A 19,826-nucleotide genomic window follows, 5' to 3' on the forward strand; every position below is an offset into this window, starting at 1 on the left:
TCCGATTGTGAAATCCGTTCACCGTTACAGCGAATAGGTTGCCAAATCGTGAAGATTGTATGCCTCTTATGTACGAAAATGGAGTACAGCCCCTTCCCGGCCGCACTCCATTACATAACCCACTTATTTCTTGTCAATCAGCTTGAAATCGTCAAAATGGAACTCTGGAGACACGATGCAGGAGACGAGTGACGGTTCTTCGCCTAGCGGACGTGCGGCCTGCCATACACCGGGAGGAATCACTACCTGCGGCTGCTGGCCCGCAGCGATATCCAGACCCAGAATAACCTCCGTTACGTTCTCCGGCTCTGCGCCGTTGCCTCCCAGACTAAGCACGATCGGGCTGCCGGAATGATACAGCCAGATTTCGGAGGACAGCACAGTATGAAAGTCCGAAGTCTCGTCAGCATGAAGCAGGAAATAAATCGATGAAGCTGACGCGCGCGGGCCCGAATAAGCCTCGCCCAGCGTGTCCTGAGGAATCTCAAAGGGAGAATTCCACAGTCTCTTGTACCATCCGCCTTCCACGTGGGGCTGTAGCCCCAAGGTTTCTACGAGCGGGGAAATTTCTTTTTGCGTCATGGGTTCTTCTCCTTCAAGTCTTGCACAGCGGCAAAACAGTCTTCATAAGCAAAGGCTTAAGAGGTACAAGAGTACCTGCTAAGCCTCGGCCTGATTGTGTTATTAACTGTAACGGATACGGCAGCAATTGTAAATTGTCTTACGCTTATTTGCCTTCTTTGCTAGCCTTGAATACTTCTGCAATCGCTCCCAGGCTGCCCAGCGTCTCCACCGCACTAGTCGGCAGGAATATTTTGTTCGCAGGTCCCTTGGAGATGTCAGTCAAAGCTTCAAAAGACTGATAAGCCAGCACTCTTTCATCCAGTCCAGCGCTGGCAATCATGGCAATCCGGGCCTTCTCGGCCATCGCCACAGCTTCGATCGCCTTGGCCTGGCCGAGGGCTTCCAGCTCCTGTGCCTGACCGAGACCTTCCGCCTGACGGATGCGGGCTTCCTTATCCCCTTCCGCCTTCAGGATCTTACTCTGCTTATCCCCTTCGGCACGAAGGATCATATCCTGCTTGGCGGCTTCCGCCTCCAGGACAATCGCACGCTTGCTACGTTCGGCCTTCATCTGTTTGTCCATGGCTTCCTGGATATCAAGCGGCGGCTTGATGTCAATAACTTCGACACGCTCAATGCGCACGCCCCACTTCTCTGTCGCTTCATCCAGCGCGAGACGGATGTCGGAGGAGATTTTTTCACGGCCGGACAAGGTTTCATCCAGCTCCAGCTTACCGATAATCTGACGCATGGTGGCTGTGGAGATATTCCGTACCCCATACACATAATCGGAGATACCGTACGTTGCTTCTTCCGGACCCACTACCTGATAGAAGATAATCGTATCGATCTGCACCTGTACGTTATCCTTCGTGATTACCGTCTGCGGCGGTACATTCGCCTGTTGAATCCGCAGATCATGATAGACCCGCACTTGATCAATGACCGGAATCAGAATATTCAGACCTGGTGTGAGCAGGCGGTGGAATTTACCCAGACGCTCTACCACTCCAACTCTTTGCTGCGGGACAATCTTGATCGTCATTGCGATAAATACTACGACAACAACAATAATAATTCCGATAATTATCAATTCCATTAGTACATATCCCCCCATCGTTCTACTTCAATAATGGTCGTGCTTCTTCTTACTACAATTACCTGCTGGCCTTTGCCCAATGCCACTGTAGAGGTTGCACTCCATGTATCGCCGCCAATCTTGACCTGCCCATAACGGCCAGGCTCAATCGGTTCAACGACCAGACCTTGCCTGCCGATAATCTCGGTACCCGTATCCTTGAAGCCCCGCGCATTGCGCAGCCGCTCAGACAATGGTTTGGTGAAGAACGTCAGGGCCAGGGCTAACAGTGAACCCGCTACGACCTGCAGCAGCCATGCATCCGGCAGCACAAGCGCAACCAGTCCGGCAGCCAAGGCTCCCAGGCTAAGCCATAACAAATAGAATGTAAACGTAAACATCTCTACAACAAACAAGACGCCAGCGGCAATCAACCATAATACCCACATACTCATTGGTGAACCCACCACCTTCCGCTATATACTACTATAACGAAATAATCGGCATCACGTTTCACAAAATTTTTGGAGGCCGGGACAGCCGCCTGTCTGTTCATTATATTTCAGCCTGTGGAAGCTTATGAACCTTAAGCAGGATACAGGACGGCTAAATTGTATTTAAACATAAATATATCCAATCGAAGCTTAAAAAACTCACTAAACATAATTCCGTACCCGGAAATCCTGCTTCCAAAACCTCCAAGGCACGGAATCAGCTATAAATATGGTGCAAACCACCATGCTGGGACGGGAATCTGAGATTCTGCGGGGAGTGAAGCGGTGAGGGGCTTGACGGGTGGGTGAATAGTTTCGGCGGAATGATTACATTGAACAATTACACTGGACAATAATACCGGATTGTTGCGACAACTTGAAGTTACTTATCTGTTCGGTTTCGAGCGCGGCGGATGAAGCAGGTGGATATTGTACACCTAATTAAGGTTCATTATGAAACATATAGAAGATAATTGGAAAAACAACACTAAATCGGTCCGTTTTCTCGTGAATCGAGAGATTTCGGCGGCTTAACTGTACTTTTTCCAACTGCTTCCTTCAAGGACTACGTTTCAGCGAAATTAAATGCCTTTTTTCCAACTGTGTCCGCTCACTATTCATAATAACAAGCAGACTAAACACACAGGACCGCTTGTAGCAACGTATCATTCTAAAAAACGGCGCCAGCTTAAAGCCGGCACCGTTCCTTCTTCTATGCTTAGGCATAATCATGCGCTATTGTCAGCCTCTTCCTGTATTCCTCCTGCCGGGCTGCTGTCCGCTCGCCTTAGTTCAGCTTCCAGAGCGCAGGAGTGACATTCGGCTCCCAGCCGGCAAGGGCGGTATGCGCCTGCAGGCAGGTGTAGGATTGCCCGTTGTAAGTTACGATACTGCCAACACTATAAGCGGTACCCGCTTTCCAGGCAGCAGCGCCTGGTGTAGCCGAAGGGACTGGCGTAACTACAGGAGTAGACGTTGGCGCTATTGTCGGCGTAGCCGAAGGGCTTCCTGTCGGGAGTGGCGTAACTGTTGGCTGCGGAGTAGCGTTACCGCAGGTACCGGTCACCCGCCACACCCCGAAAGCACCGCTGAGATCCGGCCGGTCTCCCTGCGTCCACCACTGGGCCTGATAGATCAGCCCGCCATAGGAAACTTGCTGGCCCTGTGTATACACAGCAGTGGAACTCCAGGCTGCCGTAGAGCATTGCCCCGGCGTGGCCGTCGGTGCCACTGTCGCAGTCGGCGTAGCTGATGGCTTCACCGTCGCGGTCGGTGCGACTGTAGCGGTCGGGACCGGCGTAGCCGTTGGGGTCACCACCCCGCCACTCAGCTCTGCATTGAGCTTGGTCTGCAGCGTCTTGTTGCGGTCTCCGCTGGTCTCCCAGAACATCGCCCCGGCCAATCCTTTGCTCTTGAGATAGCTGGCTTTGTACCCGATGGATTCGGCATCATCATAGCTGATGAAGGTCTGGTTGGACGGGTTATAGAGATAAGGAACCTTGGAGGTGTTGTTCCAGTAACGGGTATAACCGTTCTTATTGATATAATTGGCTTCCAGATCACTGAAATCGTAGTTGCCCTTCTCCCAGGTTCCGGTCTGGGAGATCCCGGCGGACACCTGATATTGCCCGTTCCCCGTAGCAGGAGCCCCTCCCCAGCCCCGGCCGTAGAACGGCATACCGAGCACCAGCTTATTAGCCGGTACGCCTGCACTCAGATAGCTGGTCACCGCCTTGTCGATGTTATAGTTCGCCGGCTCGGTCAACCCTGACGAAGCCGCTGCCGGGTCATAATACAGCGGGGCATTGTGGCCGGTAGTAGGGTTCCAGCTGCCGTTGAAGTCGTAGGTCATAATATTGATCTAGTCCACCACAGAGGCGATTCCGCTGAGATTATTATTCTGGATGTAAGTCGGACCTGCACCCGATGCAATGGTCAGGAGATACGTTTTGCCGTCGGCGGCTCCGGCGGCATTCAGCTTTTCCCGGATCTTTTGGAGCAGCAGGATATAGTTCTGCTTATCCTCAGGGCGGTAGCTGTTGCCCGCAAGCCCGCCGCTGACCGGGTATTCCCAGTCCAGATCGACGCCATCCATCTTGTATTTGCGGATGAAATCCACGGAGGAGTTGGCGAAGACTTCACGGGTTGCCGCCGTGGCAGCCACATCCGAGAAGCGGTTGGACCAGGTCCAGCCCCCGACAGAGATCATGGTCTTCAGATTCGGATTCTTCTCCTTCAGCTTCCAGAGCTGCTTCAGATTCCCTTTGATCGGGTCATCCCATTTGTCATCGCCGAAGCTTTTCTGGGCATCGATCCAGGGATCGCCCAGCACAACGGTGCCATTGGGGACGCTGATCGCCTGCCCCTGCTCGTTCTGGCAGGACCAGGTGACCGGATTCGGCCCGGTGGGGTCGGGATTGCCGTGTATTCCGTTCCAGCAGATGTCGGCAAAGGCATAGTTGATGACATTCATTTTGCCAGGATCGATATCCGTTACATTATAAGCCCGGCCGTAGGCGGCCCATGAAGCATAATAACCGACAATCTTGTAGTCACCGGCTGCCTGAACAGTTCTGTTATTTGCACCAAAAGCCGAAAAAAGAGTAAGGAAAAGGACTGCCGTCAAACCAAGCACAAAGCATTTGCTTTTGATAAAGGCCATTTCGTGATTACCTCCCCGGTTCAATGCGTAACCTGTAAGCCTGCTTCATGGACATCCAGTCGTCTCTGCCATCAAGGATATTAAGTGACCGTTCTTCCCTTGCTGCGAATGAGAAAGCTCAGCGTTCACCTCCCGGACCCGATTGGCCTTGACCTTCACCCTGTGAAACTATTAAATTCCTGGCAGTCTGACTGGTAGACTAGCAATAGACAGCTCAAAAAAGCGCAGCTCAGCAGCATATTGATTACTCGCTCCGCTGCGGCCTACGTTGTTGTCTGGTACAGGTCAGGGTGGGTAGAATGCGGCGATTTGCGGGAGGATGCAGGATCTGCGAAGGGGTGAAGTCAACTCTTATTCTCATACAAAGCCGGAGGATATGCTAGGGATAAATTTCCATAATCAGGGGGGATTATTATCTAAAAAAACAGGAAGCAGCCCCAAGCATAGTCTGCTTAAGGGCTGCTTCCAGGGCTCCAAATCTTCTATTGACCGCTGCTCTGCGCGGCAGCAAGCTTCTCGGTCAGACGCCGCAGCGCCGTTCCGCGGTGGCTGATCGCCTGCTTTTCCTCAAGCGTCAGCTCAGCCATCGTCTTCTCGTATTCGGGGAGATAGAACAGCGGGTCATAGCCGAAACCGCCGCCACCCGCAGGCTCCGAGGTAATCCAGCCTTCAACCGTACCCTCAGCCGTCCATTCCCGGCCGTCCGCCGGATCGTAGAGCGACAGGGCACAGACGAACCGGGCGGGACTCAGCAGCGGTTGTCCGGTATCCTCACCCTGCTTCAACCGTTCCAGCTCGCTCATCAGCTTCAGATTATTCGCTTCATCATCCGCCGCCTCACCGGCATAGCGGGCCGAGTACACGCCGGGATTTCCGTCCAGCGCCTCTACACAGAGACCGGAATCGTCTGCCAGCACCGGCAGTCCAAGAGCGTCCCCTACAGCACGGGATTTCTTGAAGGCATTCTCGGCAAAAGTGGCCCCGTCCTCAACCACATCCGGCAGATCCGGGTAGTCGTACATGCTTTTGACTGTAAGTCCCAGGGGAGCAAAGGCATGCTGGAACTCCCGCACCTTGCCTTTGTTCTTCGTCGCGACAATCAGAACTCCGCTGCCGGACTTCATCCTACACCTCTTGGCCGGTCTGGCCGGCAGGGATTTTGAGCGCGATGGCGCCAAGCACTTCTTTTTGCACAGCGATCAGCTCGTAGATCCCCTTCTCTCCGAGACCGAGCAGCTGGTCCAGCTCCTGGCGGGTGAACGGCCGCTCTTCGCCCGTGCCCTGAACCTCAACGAAAGCACCGCTGCCCGTCATGACCACGTTCATATCCACCTTCGCCTTAGAATCCTCTTCATAATTCAGGTCGAGCAGCGTCTTGTCGCCGACGACACCCACACTGATAGCCGCCAGGTAGTCCGTAATCGGGAAGACCGTCAGCTTATTCTGGAGGGCAAGCTTGTTCATAGCGAAGGCCATCGCTACAAAAGCACCCGTGATCGAAGCCGTCCGCGTTCCCCCGTCTGCCTGAATTACATCACAGTCCAGCGTAATACTGCGTTCGCCGAGCGCCTGCAAGTTCACCACCGAACGTAAAGCCCGTCCGATCAAACGCTGGATTTCCATGGTCCGCCCGGTCAGCTTGCCGCGTGCGGCTTCACGCTGGTTACGGGTCTGGGTCGCACGGGGAAGCATCGAATATTCGGCGGTTACCCAGCCCTTACCTTGTCCTTTCAGAAACGGCGGGACCTTCTCCTCCACGGTTGCCGTACAGATGACCTTAGTATCTCCCATCTCAATGATGACGGAGCCTTCTGCATATTTGTTGGTCTGGGTCGTTATCGTTATTGGCCGGAGCTGATCTTCGTTGCGTCCGTTTGATCTCATCTTTTCTGCCTCCTACATCGTATAGCGCGAAGTTTGTGTATACATTCATCCGTATCTTATACGCAGAAACGGGTGCCGCCCCCTATGGAAGAGAACGGCACCGCTGCTCCTGACCCGTTATTCGGATGAACAATACTTTATTCTATCAAAGAGTAGGCACAAAAGCATCTTTTTAAGCCGGGGGGATTCGCTCTAAAGCGGCAGCTCGTTGACATATTCCGGCGCGGAGACAGGCTGGCCGTAATCGACGTTATTGGTGCCCGTAACGGTATCCTTGCCATTCAGGCGGATCTGTACCAGCGAATCATCTGTATTCTGGGCCACCGTCAGCACAACCGACTCCAGCATCTCCTCAGGAATGCTTGTGCTGCCATCGAACATATCATCGGTCAGCGATACGGTAACCACTCCGTTCTGCCCTGCTTTTACGGAATCGACCACCGTTCCCTGCGTCATGACCATCTCCAGACCGTTCTCGGACTGCGGTCCGGCAATCAGCTCGCTCAGCGCCGCCTTCACCGTATCCCCGCCAGCGGGTACAAACCGGGTAACCGGAACATAATACTGATGGCCACCATCCAGTGAGGCTGCTGCGAAATAGACTGTAACTGCGCTGGAATTCATCATCAGTGCGTTATGCTTCGGCAGGTTAATGCCCATCGTACGGGCCAGCGGGCGGTCCAGCGGTGTGCCTTGCAGCGGCATTTCAGTCAGTTTTTTGCCATCGACCCAGAGCTGTACTCCCTTGATGTCATCCTGCCCGGTCAGTGTCCAGGTCAGTGCTTCGAGAATTTTGCGTTCATCTGCAGGATCGTAGTCGTTAAAAGCCGAGTTGAATTCAACAATGGCGACATGGTCCTGGCCGACCGACACCTGTTTCACTTCCGTCCCTGCGGGCAGTACGCCTTGGAAGCCCTTAGGCAGTGCAGATGCGTAATCCCCCTTGCTGACCAGTGCCGTGAGGGAATTCTTCAGCATGACTGTGTCCTCGCTTTTCGGAAAAGACAGAGCCACCGGAGCCAGCAGACCGTTCTGATCCTCCAGATACACAGTGGTCCGCTCACCGGCTACAGCAGGCGCACCGGTATCTTTCACCCCGGCAGACAGATCCGTCTCATCCATGGAGGCCGGTCCGAATACCCCGGTATCCAGCGTATCTTCCCCGCTCACTTGCAGCATTTGCGCTTCTACGGCGGCGGGAGGCGGGTCCACAGCAGCGGATTCTGAACCGAACAGACTGCAGCCGGAGAGCACAAGCGGAACGGCCAGCAGGCAAGCCGCAGATGCCCCGCGGAGGTGTTTCACTGGTTTCATCAATCTTCATTACCCCTTTCAAGCGTTAAGATCAGTTTGTACTGCTATGTATACGAGCCCTGTCTCCAAAAAATAACAACAGCTTATCCTAAATTACAGAAGTTCTGCCGGACCCCTTGCTTGGGGGCGGACACTGCTGTGTTCATCCAAGCTCAGCCTGCCTGCGGGATACAAATCCGGACGTTTCTGGACATCGGTCTGCCGCTTGCGTACAATTTAGTACATACCCAAATCACATCCGACTCACGAATGGAGGACTTCCTATGACTGATGCCAAAATTCCTTACAGCCTCAACAGCAAAGCCGTTGCCGAAGCGACCCGGTACTGGCTGCACAAGCGCGGGGTCACCCTGGAGGAGATTGCCGAGCTTGTCATGATGCTGCAAAAGAAATACTATCCGGGCCTGACCATGGAGGAATGTATTCATAACGTTGAGATGGTACTCAGCAAGCGTGAGGTGCAAAATGCGGTGCTGACCGGCATCCAGCTCGATGTACTGGCGGAGGAGGGCAAACTGTTCTCGCCGCTGCAGGATATGATTGAGAACGATGAAGGATTGTACGGGGTAGACGAGATTCTCGCCTTCTCGATCGTTAATGTATATGGCAGTATCGGCTTCACCAACTATGGTTACGTGGACAAGCTCAAGCCGGGTGTACTGGAGAGGCTGAATGACAAAACCACCGGCCAGATCCATACCTATCTGGATGATATCGTAGGGGCTGTAGCCGCAGCGGCGAGCAGCCGGATTGCCCACCGCAAGCAGGCGGAACGTGAGCAGGAGCTGGGTCTGCCCCACGCCCCGGAGGACGCGGAAGAGGCTGCACGGCGCAGCCGGCTGGAGGAGACGTTGCCGGAATAAGCCGAGAGCAGTTATTTATAACAGGAAAGGTGCGAAGTGTGCATGACCTATTCGTTCGTAGTGGAGCCGCTGGCTGTCCAGGAGTTCGAGAGTGAGGATGAGCGGATTGAGCGGTGCAAGGAATGGAATCTTCTGCCCGGGTCAGCCACCCGGGTCAAGACTTATCTGTACAAGCGGCAGGGCCTGACCCTGCCTTGTGAAATTGTAGGGTTCGTGGATAATCAGACGGTGGTGGTCCAGTTCGAGAATAAGCAGCAGCATTGTATCCACCCGGCCTATCTCAAAGAAATGCAGACCGCCAGCTTCGGCCAGCGCGCGCAGGCGGCGGCGGATGCACGGTCCGAGGACCCGGCAGAAGCTGCCGGAGAAGCCGGGTTGCTGAAGAACCAGCCGGTTGAGGGTGATGCCGAGGTTCGCGGTGAGGCTGATGTGGAGGGTACGGGAAGTGTTGGTGCTGCGGGGGGCGATGCTGCGGAGCGTTTAGAGAGTGGGAGTGCTGATGCTGCGGAAGGCGTGAGTGTTGCGGAGACAGCGGCTCCTGCAGAGAAGCCGCGTAAGCCGGCCGCCTCCAAAAAGAAGCCCGCCCTGCAGCTGCCGGAAGACAAGCTCAAGGTTACAGCGGTTGTCAAAGAATTCACGACCGTTCCCAACCACTTTTCAGATAACGATGATGAAGTAATTATCTATGACAATGTAGTGATAGAAGGGCATGAGCTGGCCATTGACGAAGTCTGGTCAAGCCACAGTGCCACGCTGAAGAAGCTGGAGCTTAAGGAGGGCGACCCCGTTTCTTTTGAAGCGAAGATTGTAGCCAAGAAGCTCTCCCAGCATCCGGTCAAATACAAAATCAACAACCCGTCCAAGATGAAGGTGATTCAGCCGGATTCTTAAGAATGGGAATAATCGCAGGCCGCTGGACGACACCGGCAGCTCATTGTCTAGGCAGAGCGTCCAACGGCTGCGGTCCCATCTGATTGCGATCGAGGAGGATAGTGATATCCTCTATCAGCTTTTTGGCCGAAATAGGCAGCGAGTGTGTAATCCACCATTCCATGACTCCCACAGCAGCAGAGGCCATAAAATGCAGCAACATCTCCTTGTTCATCCCCCGGTTCACACCATCCATATCGATCTGCTCCGCCAGTCCTTCCATCAGCATTGCATGCAGACGGCTTCTTAAGGCAGGAATGCCGCTGTTATTAATTAATGTAATGAAGACGGTGGCATGCTGCTCCACATACTCAGCCGTACGCAGCAGAGGACCGGAAGAGGTGAAATCCAGATTCTCCTGGACGCCCATACAGCGGTCACGCAGCTCCGTCATTTCCTTCTCAACACACTGATCCAGCAGATCATATTTGTCTACAAAATGCAGATAGATAGTCCCTCTGCTGACATTAGCCCGCTCCGCAATCTCATGTACCGTAATCTGCTCAAAGCCCTTCTCTTCCATCAGACTAATAAACGCCTTAAAAATAGCCTCCCGCGTCTTCCCGATCCGCCTGTCCACCGCCATCCCTGTTACCTCTCCTTCGCCTGAGCACTATAGTTGCATTCATTATATTTAACAGTTGTTCAAAAAACAACAGGCGTGTAAAATTCAGGGGCACTTGTGCTCTTCATTTTCGCCTATCGCCGACTTTTGGCTAATTCAGGTGCACTTGTGCTCTTCATTCACGCTTCCCGCCGACTTTCGGCTAATTCAGGTGTATTTGTGCTCTTCATTTTCGCCTATAGCCGACTTTTGACTAATTCAGGTGCACTTGTGCTCTTCATTCACGCTTCCCGCCGACTTTTGGCTAATTCAGGTGCACTTGTGCTCTTCATTCACGCTTCCCGCCCGCTTTCGGCTAATTCAGGTGCACTTGTGCTCTTCATTTTCACTTCCCGCCGACTTTTGGCTAATTCAGGTGTATTTGTGCTCTTCATTTTCGCCTATAGCCGACTTTTGACTAATTCAGGTGCACTTGTGCTCTTCATTCACGCTTCCCGCCCGCTTTCGGCTAATTCAGGTGCACTTGTGCTCTTCATTCAGACTGCTCAAAGGGATTTATCCCTTTCATTTCGGATCATCCGCCACTTTCTGGTGAATCAAAGGGATTTATCCCTTTGAATATCACATCTCACCACTTACAGCTAACTTTGGAGGAGGAATGAGTAGTGTTGTTGACAGGCTGCAAACTTCACCAATAAATTAGTCATTTCTTTCAGGTGTTCCAATAGTCGAGGTTTCCAGAAGAGTGTGAGGGCAACAATAGGTTAATGAGCGGTTTTCGGTCAGCAGGTTGTGTGCAGCGGGGCATCAGCAGCGGGTATAAGTGGAGGGTTATGAGCATTGAATTAGGGCTACGTGTTGTGAGCTGTGAGTTGCATGTTATGGGCTACGTTTCGTAAGTTGCGTGTAATGAGCTACGTGTAATGAGCTATGTGTGATGAGCTACGTGTGATGAGCTATGTGTGATGAGCTACGTGTGATGAGCTACGTGTGATGAGCTACGTGTGATGAGCTACGTGTGATGAGCTACGTGTGATGAGCTATGTGTGATGAACTGCGTGTTATGAGCCACGTGCATGTGTGATTAACTACATGTGATGAAATGCAGGTTAGTGGCAGCAGAGTACAATATCTTGTAATCTGCTGCCAGCAGCCTGCACCGTTCCTCGCGCAGGCCTACTCCACAGCCGTGAAAAGGAGGCTGCCGCCAGGCCCGGCCTCCGTCTCGGCCGCCCGCCCCCGGCGCACCAGCTCGGCCAGGTGGGCCAGCGCCTCGCTCATGGCGAACCGCATCTGGTGCGCTGTCGCGACCCGGCTGCGGAACAGCCCCTCGCAGACCGCGAACCCGCTCTGCGGTCCGCCTGCGAGCAGCGCGGCTGTAGTATCCAGCCGCTCCTCATGATGCCGGAGCAGGCTGTCCGCCCGCGCCGTGAACCCCGGGAACGGTTCCCGGTGGCCCGGGAACGCCAGCGTAACCCGCAGGCTGCGCAGCTCCTGCAGCCCCTCCAGGAACGTCAGCAGCGGCTGCGGATCGCTGCCCGGCTGCAGGCCGACATTGGGCGAAATCTGCGGCAGCACAGCATCGCCGCAGAGGATCTGCCCGCTGCCGCCGTGGTAGAACGACACATGCCCCGGCGCATGCCCGCCTGTGATAATGGGCTGCCATTTCCGGCTGCCCATCACAAACGGCTCCGCGGCATTGATATAGGTGACCTCAGGCTGCGGGGTCACCTCAGGCAGGAAGCTATCCAGATGCTCCCGGATACCCGCAAGCCACTCCTCCGGCATCCCATGCCGCCGGAAAAAGAGCGGCAGCGCCTCATTCAGAATCGCCGCTTCCCCCCAGGCCAGACCGGCCTCGGCATGCGCCCGTTCGCTCATCCATACCCGCGCTCCGCTGCGGGACTGCATCCAGCCCGCCAGCCCGTAATGGTCGGGATGATGGTGGGTCACCACGATATCCCGCACCTGCGTCCAGGTAAGGCTCAGTGCCTCAAGCACCCCCTGCCAGGCAAGCTCGGCAGCAGGTGTATGCGGGCCTGGATCAATGACCGTAACCCTGCCGTCCTTATCCGGCAGCAGATAGCTGTTAACCTGGCGCAGCGGCAGCCCCATTGGCACCGATACCTGAAGAACTCCGCCGTCCCAAGCTTGAATAATCTCCTTGTTCAACCTTCCTCCGCCTCCTCTAAGCCCTCTCCCTGATGCCATCTCTAAGGTCTACCTCCCATGAAGATCATGCGGGCCGAGGATTCAGCGTTATATTCCTCTTCATCGTAGCCGCCGTGAACAGTATCCAGCCGCAGCCCGGCAGCGGCAAGCATTCTGCGGAAATCCTCCAGCGTGTAGAGCTTTACCCGTTCCTGGCACTTGCGGGCCGGAGCGTTCCCGGCCTTCGAGGTCAGCAGAATATCCTTCTTCACATACCCCTCCTCGATCCGGCGGGTCTCGTCAATCCGAACATCTCCGTCCTCCCGGACCGAATGGGGCACCAAATGGCGGATGACGTAAGCCGGGTTCAGGAAATCAATGATGAACCGGCCCCCCGGCTTCAGCATCCGGCAAATCTCCTTAAGCACCTTAATCTGCTCCTCATCCTCTTCAAAATATCCGAAGGAAGTGAACAAATTGACCACAGCATCGAAGCCGCCCGCAAGCGGAAGCTCCCGCATATCCGATTGCAGCCAGGTAACCTGTTCTGCCCCAGCCTGCGCACGCGCCTCACGCAGCAGCACCTTCGACAGATCCACACCTGTTACTTCATAGCCAGCCTGTGACAGAGCCAGTGAATGGCGGCCCATGCCGCAGCAGAGGTCCAGCACCTTCGCGCCCCGGGGCAGGCCAAGCCACTGGATCATGCTCTCCACCTCATGACGCGCACCGCTGAAATCCCTGTGTCTGTATACAATCAGATAGTCCTCGCCAAAACATTTCTCATACCACTCACTCATCTCTCTTCTAACTCCCTCCATACTCCGCTTCACCGCACGGGCTTATCCCTGTCTCTAATAACGCCTATTGTACCGCCTTTTACTGTAGAAGCCCAGCGAAGTCACAGACCTGCAACACATAATCATTTATTTATAATTAAAGGAACAGGATCACTGTGCGGATAAAAAACGTATGATCTCGCAGCGTATATGTATTCAGTTTTCCGCATAACAAACAGCAGTCCCGGTACTTCCGCCGGGACTGCTGCACATCTCCAGATCCGGTTGTAGGTTCGTTCGCTTAAGCAGAACCCTGATCTAACCGCTGCAGATACACGCGCGCTTCATAAGGGCGTAGCTTCAACTGCTGGAGATCTTCCTCCTTGGCAGGCTCATAATTGGAGATCAGCAGCTCCAGCTTCGCGGCAGTCTGGAATTCCTCCGGCAGCTCGAAGACCGGCTCATGTCCGAAGAAATTCAGAATCACGAGCAGGCGCTGATCCTCCAGCGTCCGGGTATAGGCATAGATTTCGGGATGCTCCTCCAGCAAGAGTCCGTATTCACCATAGACGATGACCTGATGTTTTTTGCGGAGCTGGATCAGCTTCTTATAATAGTTGTAAATAGAGTCCGGGTCCTTGACGCTGCTGGCCGCGTTAATCTCCCGGGAGTTCGAGTTGACCCTGATCCAGGGCGTACCTGTGGTGAACCCGCCTTCCTCACCATCATCCCATTGCATCGGAGTCCGGGCATTGTCACGGCTCTTGGTATGAATCGCGGCCATGATGTCGGCTTCGGGAACACCGGCGTTGCGCTTTTCCTCATAATAGTTCAAGGTCTCCACATCCCGGTAATCATCGATCGACTCGAAGGCTACATTGGTCATACCGATCTCCTCGCCCTGATAAATATACGGTGTGCCTTCAAGCATATGAATGAAGGTGGCGAGCATCTTGGCCGACGGGACCCGGTAGTACAGGTCATCGCCGAACCGCGAGACCGAGCGCGGCTGGTCATGGTTACACAGATAGTTGGCATTCCAGCCCCGGTTATGCAGGACGGTCTGCCAATCGCTGATGATCGCCTTAAGATCTGTCAGCTTCCAGGGCACCACATCCCATTTCCCGCTGCCCGGCGAGGCGGCATCCAGATTCATATGCTCGAACTGAAAGGTCATATTCAGCTCACGGCGTCCGTCACCGACATAATCCAGCGCCTGCTCCGGCCCAAGCCCCGAGGTCTCCCCTACCGTCATGATATCGTAGTAATAGAGCACCTGATCGTGCAGATTCTGCAGCAGGGTATGCACATGATTCAGGTTCGAGAACATGTCATAGGCGCGGACCGTCGGAGTACCGCCAGGATTCAGGGCATCCGGATAGCCCTCTGCCTTCACAATATGGGCAATGGCATCGAAGCGGAAGCCGTCCACCCCCTTCTTCAGCCACCACTGCACCATCTCGTGCAGCTTATCGATGACCGCCGGATTCTCCCAGTTGAGATCGGGCTGGAACCGGGAGTACAGGTGCAGATAATATTCATCCGTCCGGGGGTCCAGCTCCCAGACCGAGCCGCTGAAGTAGGATTCCCAGTTGTTCGGGGGGCCGCCGTTTTTACCTTTGCGCCAGATATAATAGTCCCGCTTGGGATTGTCCTTCGAGCTTCTCGATTCCACGAACCACGGATGTTCATGCGAGGTATGATTCAGCACCAGGTCCATCATCAGCTTCATGCCGCGGGAATGCATCTCACGCAGCAGTTCATCGAAATCCGCCATCGTGCCGAATTCCTTCATAATGTCGCAGTAGTCGCTGATATCATAGCCATTGTCATGGTTCGGGGATTTATAAATCGGGCAGACCCAGATCACATCCACGCCGAGCTCCTGCAAGTAATCAAGCTTCGACAAGATCCCGCGCAGATCTCCAATTCCGTCGCCGTTACTGTCCATGAAGCTGATCGGATAAATCTGGTAGACAACGCTCTCTTTCCACCATTTAGGGTTCAATTCAGACGCCTCCGCTCTTGATTCCTGTTGTATAAGACATTTAATATATCTTAACCATACTCACTGAAGTGAATAACAATTTATTTTAAAAGGCATGCACCGCTCCCTTCGCCATCAAGCTGAGAAGAGCCGTCTTTCATTGATGGATTTCCAACCTTTTGGATCATTGCTGCACAAAAATGCGGGGTACCCGATCGGGTACCCCGTTCCTTTACAAAACCCGCTCTCTATCAAGCAGTCGGGTCTGTTTTAACCGGCTATGCAAGCTGTTTAATTACAATCGAAGCATTCACATTGGCTTGCGTCCCTCCAGCCAGCGTCTGCAATGTGACAGCAGCAGCCGAGCTGTGGTTCCGAAGCGTCAGTACATCTCCAGAGGACAAGGCAAGGATAGCTTGCCCAGTGTTCTGCTGGGTTCCTGCACCTGAACCGTAGACTGTTCCCGGAACCTGCGCCCCGTTCACGAATAAGGCAAATTGGCTGGGCTCCACTCCGGACACAGAGAAATTAACCTCATAACTCCCTGCATTAGTTACCGAAATTGCAGTTGTACCAGGGGCATGTGTAATCCCGGGGGTCAGCAGTCCGTTCGTATCAAAAGACACATCTGCCTCAATCGGCACTACCTGCGCGCCAAGGTTATAGACGTAACCGAACTGGGCAATTCCTCCCGCTGCCCCTGTAGCACCTGCAGGCCCTGCTGTGCCCGTAGCACCGGTTGCCCCCGCTGGCCCGGCAGCTCCCGTTGCACCGGCTGGTCCCGCTGGGCCTATAGCTCCCGCTGCTCCGGCAGGTCCCGCCGGGCCTGCCGGACCGATGCCGCCTAGCGCCCCGGCGGCCCCTAACGCTCCGGCTGTGCCCGCTGCTCCCAGTGCTCCTTGTGCTCCTGCTGCTCCCAGCGCTCCTGCTGCTCCGGCTGCCCCCAGAAGCCCTGCAGCCCCGGCGGCTCCACGGGCACCTGCTGCTCCGGCCGCTCCGCCTGCTCCTGCTGCTCCCAGTGCTCCCGCTGCTCCGGCCGCTCCCAGCGCTCCCGCTGCTCCCGCTGCTCCCAAGGCTCCCGCTGCTCCGGCCGCTCCCAGCGCTCCGGCGGCTCCCGCTGCCCCCGCTGCTCCCAAGGCTTCTACTGCTCCAGCCGCCTCCAAGGCTCCTGCTGCTCCTGCTGCTCCCAAAGCACCTAATGGAATATTAACGCGGACAATTTGCTTTTTGACAATAATCTTCTTGCAGTTGCATTTGTTGTCCTTCCGTTTTCTCGCGGGACGTTTCGCTCTTGGCAGAGGGCATCCTGCATGTTCCTCTGTGCAACTCCGTTTTTTCCTCTTTTGTTCCATACTCCCCATATCCCTCACCTCCTATAGACTCTATGTATCCTACTCCATACACCCAAGAGGGGCATGGACATTTATCCCGTAGGCATATATTTATTTTGGGTAAACCGGCCTGCGATTGCCCCAATGATCATATTTGATCGCAGTTCGTCTACTTCTGCTATATGGAGTGCAATGGAACCCGTTCAAAATGCAAAAAAAGTATTCGATTGCATAAACTGCAATCGAATACTCGTCTAAGCCTTACCACTCCGGGCAACGCCCCTGGAGGTAAGCATATCCTCTCGTAAGTTCAATGAAATGAGACACAGCAACCGAGTTCTCCTGCCTACAGCAGCCCGACCATCTTCAAGCCTTCATAGATGCCGTCCTCACGGACAGACTTCGTAATGAAGGAGGCGGCCGCCTTCGCTGCCGTCTCGCCGTTGCCCATGGCAATGCCATACCCGACATACCCCAGCATCTCCACATCATTCAGGCCATCGCCAAAAGCATAGACCTCTTCCTTCTCCACCCCGATCACCTTCAGCATCTCCGCGATCCCGTTCGCTTTGGAGCCGTTGCCGGGCAGCACATCCATACACAGCGGGTGCCAGCGGATGAAATTCAGCTCCGGGTACCGCCCGGCGTAGACCACCTGACTCTCCTGCGGACAGAAGATCATCGCCTGGTAAATGTCATTCTTCAGAAAATATCCCGCATCATGCGTTGGAAATACCAGCTTCAGCGAACCGACGCTCGTATTGATGTACTCATGATCGGCCACATTCACTCTCATGCCCGCCGTATCTGTATACGCAACAGGGTGATCCAGCTTCTCCGCGAACAAGGTCAGCTCCTCCAGCACGCTGGTCGCAATCGGGTTCTTGTACACTGGCTTCCCTTCATAGACCACATACTGCCCGTTCAGCGAGACATACGAGTCAATCCCCAGCTCCTCGCGCAGCCCCTCGAACATATAATCCGCTCTTCCGGTAGCAATCGCTACATGGTGCCCGCGTCTCTTCAGCTCCGCTATTGCTTCTCTGGTGGAAGCCGGAATATTCTTGTCTTCATCATAGATCGTACCGTCAATATCGAAAAATACCGTTTTCTTCAAAGTGATGCCTTCCCTTCTCACATACGCTCTGCCTATTTACAGCCTGCTCAAATTGTAACAAAATCCTCCGTCAAAGTGGAGTCTATTCTCCCGGGCACCCTGCCAGACCAGGATATTATCAGCCGTTGTATTCCAAAAAAAGCTGCGCCGCACTCCACATGGAGGACAGCCCAGCTTAAGCATCCGCATATTTAAAAATATATTATACCGCGTTCTGCGCGCGCTGCTGCTCTTCCATCAGCCACTGCAGCAGCATGACTTCCGGCACAGTGCCCTTGCGGGCCTCAGCGTAGGCCCGGACCCTCTCCAGCAGACGGCCGGCCGTCTCGGCGCTGACCGCAAGTCCCAGCTGCTCCAGCACATGAGCCACGCCGCCGCTGCCGGAATGCTTGCCCAGCACGAAGCGGTGCGCCCGTCCAACCACCGCCGGATCGAAGAACTGATACGTCTCCTGCTCCTTCATCAGCCCGTCCACATGAATCCCGGATTCATGGGTGAAGGCGAGCTGCCCTACGACCGGCTTCGCATCACCGACACTGCGGCCGGATGCGGCAATGACCTTGTCCGCGAGGCCCTGGAGCCCCTCCAGCCGGACCGCACATTCCCCGCCGTACAAATAGCGCCAGGCCATGGCAACTTCCTCCATGGCCGCATTGCCGGTCCTCTCGCCGATCCCGGCCACCGTCGTACTGGCCCACACCGCTCCGGCAGCTATGCCGCTGAGCGTGTTCGCGCAGGCCAGCCCGAAGTCATTGTGGCAGTGTACCTCCAGCTCCACATCCCCAGGCACTTCTCCCAGGAGCCGGCTTACCCGCTCTGCCATCTGGCCCGGATGATGGGCCGAGACGGTATCCGCATACCTGAACCTGCGGATGCCTTCCTTGTATAAGGTATTCACCACTTCGATCAGGAAGCTCAACTCCGCCCTGGAGGAATCCTCCATGCCTGCCGATACGGTCATGCCCTGCCGCAGCCCGTACTCCACGGTACGCAGCAGCTTGTTCAGACCTTCCCTGGGCGTCAGCCCCAGCTTGCCCTGCAGCTGAATCTCCGACACCGGAATGGAGATATGGCTCCAGTTCACGCCGGTAGCCTTGGCCTTGTCAATATCCCCGGGGACTGAGCGGTTCCATGTCATTAGCTTCATGGGCAATCCCAGCTCAGCAACAGCGGCAATATCCTCCTGCTCCCGCTTGCCCATGGCAGGAATGCCTACCTCTGCCTGCTCTACTCCGCTCTCCGACAGCAACTTTGCGATTTCCAGCTTTTCCGCCCTCGTGAATGAAACTCCAGCCGCCTGTTCACCATCCCTGAGTGTCGTGTCACATAGCTTGAGACGTTTCACGGTTTACCTCCCTCTCCGCAGCAAGCGCAATTCGGATTACGGGCAATACGGACGCTATAACAGGCGAAGTCGAGTGAGCTGAAGCGATGCATTACGCCCGCGTAAGTTGTCCCTACCCCTGTAATCCATTTTACGGCCTCCAGCGCTGCCAGACAACCGGCAATCCCGGAGGTGGCGCCCAGAACCGGGAAGCCGAGCGGCTCCCACTGCGGCGGCAACTCCGGATACAGGCATTCGAGGCAAGGCGTAAGTCCGGGAATCACTGTAGTGAGCGATATTTCAAAGCCATACATGGCTGCCTCCACCATCGGTGTATTCGTATCCACACACAGCCGGTTCAGCGCATAACGCTCCGGGAAGTCGTAGCGGGCATCGATGACAATATCGGCTGCTTCTACCCAAGGCCATGCCGCAGGATATTCAATTCTGGAATTATAGCCTTCAATCTCAACATGCGGATTCAGCTGCTTCAGCCGGGCAATCGCCGTACTCATCCGCTCCTGGCCCAGATGCTCACTGTCCATCAGAATCTGCCGGTTCAGATCCGGGGCCACAATCACCCCCTCATGAGCCAGAATAAGCCGGCCCACGCCAGCCGCCGCCAAATAGAGGGCAGCCGTTCCGCCAAGCCCGCCGATTCCGGCCACCATAACTGTCGCTTCCTTCAGCGCCTTCTGCCCGTCTTCTCCGAGCAGCTTCAGCTGCCGGGTGTACCGTTCCAGCTCCAAACCTCCGGCAAGCTGCTCCATTCCTGACTCCCCC

General features: G+C 55.0%; 16 protein-coding genes and 1 pseudogene. 2 read left to right on the forward strand and 15 right to left on the reverse strand.

The genetic code is table 11. The features are described from left to right. Positions 1–123: 123 nt before the first annotated feature. From MKZ07_RS16705 to MKZ07_RS16735, 7 genes and pseudogenes are all read right to left on the reverse strand, one after another. Positions 124–582 (reverse strand): cupin domain-containing protein, encoded by a 459-nt coding sequence (locus MKZ07_RS16705; protein WP_036694819.1) that lies wholly within the window; start codon positions 580–582, stop codon positions 124–126. A 145-nt stretch (positions 583–727) separates the two neighbouring features. Then, the gene (locus tag MKZ07_RS16710) at positions 728–1,663 is read right to left on the reverse strand and encodes an SPFH domain-containing protein (protein ID WP_083685599.1); all 936 of its coding nucleotides are present in this window, start codon (positions 1,661–1,663) and stop codon (positions 728–730) included. Continuing rightward, positions 1,663–2,097, reverse strand: a complete 435-nt coding sequence (locus tag MKZ07_RS16715) for an NfeD family protein (protein ID WP_036694816.1) — start codon at positions 2,095–2,097, stop codon at positions 1,663–1,665. The genes MKZ07_RS16710 and MKZ07_RS16715 overlap by 1 nt, the downstream gene beginning before the upstream one ends. An 826-nt stretch (positions 2,098–2,923) precedes the next feature. Further along, a pseudogene (locus MKZ07_RS16720) lies at positions 2,924–4,798 on the reverse strand (glycosyl hydrolase family 18 protein). 482 nt (positions 4,799–5,280) lie between these two features. Then, complete coding sequence (locus MKZ07_RS16725; protein WP_341026634.1) at positions 5,281–5,922, reverse strand: XTP/dITP diphosphatase; 642 nt, start codon at positions 5,920–5,922, stop codon at positions 5,281–5,283. A gap of 1 nt (position 5,923) precedes the next feature. Further along, positions 5,924–6,682, reverse strand: coding sequence for a ribonuclease PH (gene rph, locus MKZ07_RS16730; RefSeq protein ID WP_076159935.1), 759 nt, complete (start codon positions 6,680–6,682; stop codon positions 5,924–5,926). Positions 6,683–6,874: 192 nt separating this feature from the next. Beyond that, a complete protein-coding gene (locus MKZ07_RS16735; RefSeq protein ID WP_036694811.1) occupies positions 6,875–7,996 on the reverse strand; it encodes a GerMN domain-containing protein in 1,122 nt (373 codons plus the stop codon). Between the two features lie 263 nt (positions 7,997–8,259). Here MKZ07_RS16735 and MKZ07_RS16740 point away from each other — a divergent pair, with 263 nt between their 5' ends. Together MKZ07_RS16740 and MKZ07_RS16745 are read left to right on the forward strand one after the other, a co-directional pair. Continuing rightward, positions 8,260–8,859, forward strand: a complete 600-nt coding sequence (locus MKZ07_RS16740; RefSeq protein ID WP_036694809.1) for a phosphatidylglycerophosphatase A family protein — start codon at positions 8,260–8,262, stop codon at positions 8,857–8,859. 42 nt (positions 8,860–8,901) lie between these two features. Next, a complete protein-coding gene (locus MKZ07_RS16745) occupies positions 8,902–9,750 on the forward strand; it encodes a hypothetical protein (RefSeq protein WP_036694808.1) in 849 nt (282 codons plus the stop codon). Positions 9,751–9,790: 40 nt separating this feature from the next. Here the strand turns inward: MKZ07_RS16745 and MKZ07_RS16750 are convergent, their stop codons facing one another. The 8 genes from MKZ07_RS16750 to MKZ07_RS16785 form a co-directional block, all read right to left on the reverse strand. Next, on the reverse strand, positions 9,791–10,375 hold the full coding sequence (locus MKZ07_RS16750; RefSeq protein WP_235218416.1) for a TetR/AcrR family transcriptional regulator: 585 nt from the start codon (positions 10,373–10,375) through the stop codon (positions 9,791–9,793). 1,155 nt (positions 10,376–11,530) lie between these two features. Continuing rightward, on the reverse strand, positions 11,531–12,526 hold the full coding sequence (locus tag MKZ07_RS16755) for an MBL fold metallo-hydrolase (RefSeq protein ID WP_051493978.1): 996 nt from the start codon (positions 12,524–12,526) through the stop codon (positions 11,531–11,533). Positions 12,527–12,567: 41 nt separating this feature from the next. Continuing rightward, the gene (locus MKZ07_RS16760) at positions 12,568–13,305 is read right to left on the reverse strand and encodes a class I SAM-dependent methyltransferase (protein ID WP_036699931.1); all 738 of its coding nucleotides are present in this window, start codon (positions 13,303–13,305) and stop codon (positions 12,568–12,570) included. A 280-nt stretch (positions 13,306–13,585) separates the two neighbouring features. Then, positions 13,586–15,292 (reverse strand): glycoside hydrolase family 13 protein, encoded by a 1,707-nt coding sequence (locus MKZ07_RS16765; RefSeq protein ID WP_036699929.1) that lies wholly within the window; start codon positions 15,290–15,292, stop codon positions 13,586–13,588. 257 nt (positions 15,293–15,549) lie between these two features. After that, positions 15,550–16,434, reverse strand: coding sequence for a BclA C-terminal domain-containing protein (locus MKZ07_RS16770; RefSeq protein WP_341026644.1), 885 nt, complete (start codon positions 16,432–16,434; stop codon positions 15,550–15,552). A gap of 514 nt (positions 16,435–16,948) precedes the next feature. Continuing rightward, positions 16,949–17,719, reverse strand: a complete 771-nt coding sequence (locus MKZ07_RS16775) for a Cof-type HAD-IIB family hydrolase (RefSeq protein ID WP_036695776.1) — start codon at positions 17,717–17,719, stop codon at positions 16,949–16,951. A 202-nt stretch (positions 17,720–17,921) separates the two neighbouring features. Further along, entirely contained in the window at positions 17,922–19,064 is a 1,143-nt protein-coding gene (locus MKZ07_RS16780) for a homocitrate synthase/isopropylmalate synthase family protein (RefSeq protein WP_341026648.1), read from the reverse strand. Further along, entirely contained in the window at positions 19,061–19,813 is a 753-nt protein-coding gene (locus tag MKZ07_RS16785) for a HesA/MoeB/ThiF family protein (RefSeq protein WP_036695772.1), read from the reverse strand. Before MKZ07_RS16785 ends, MKZ07_RS16780 begins: the two co-directional genes overlap by 4 nt. Positions 19,814–19,826: the final 13 nt, after the last annotated feature.

It is taken from the genome of Paenibacillus sp. FSL P4-0338, from assembly GCF_038002365.1.
GTDB lineage: Bacteria > Bacillota > Bacilli > Paenibacillales > Paenibacillaceae > Paenibacillus_AQ.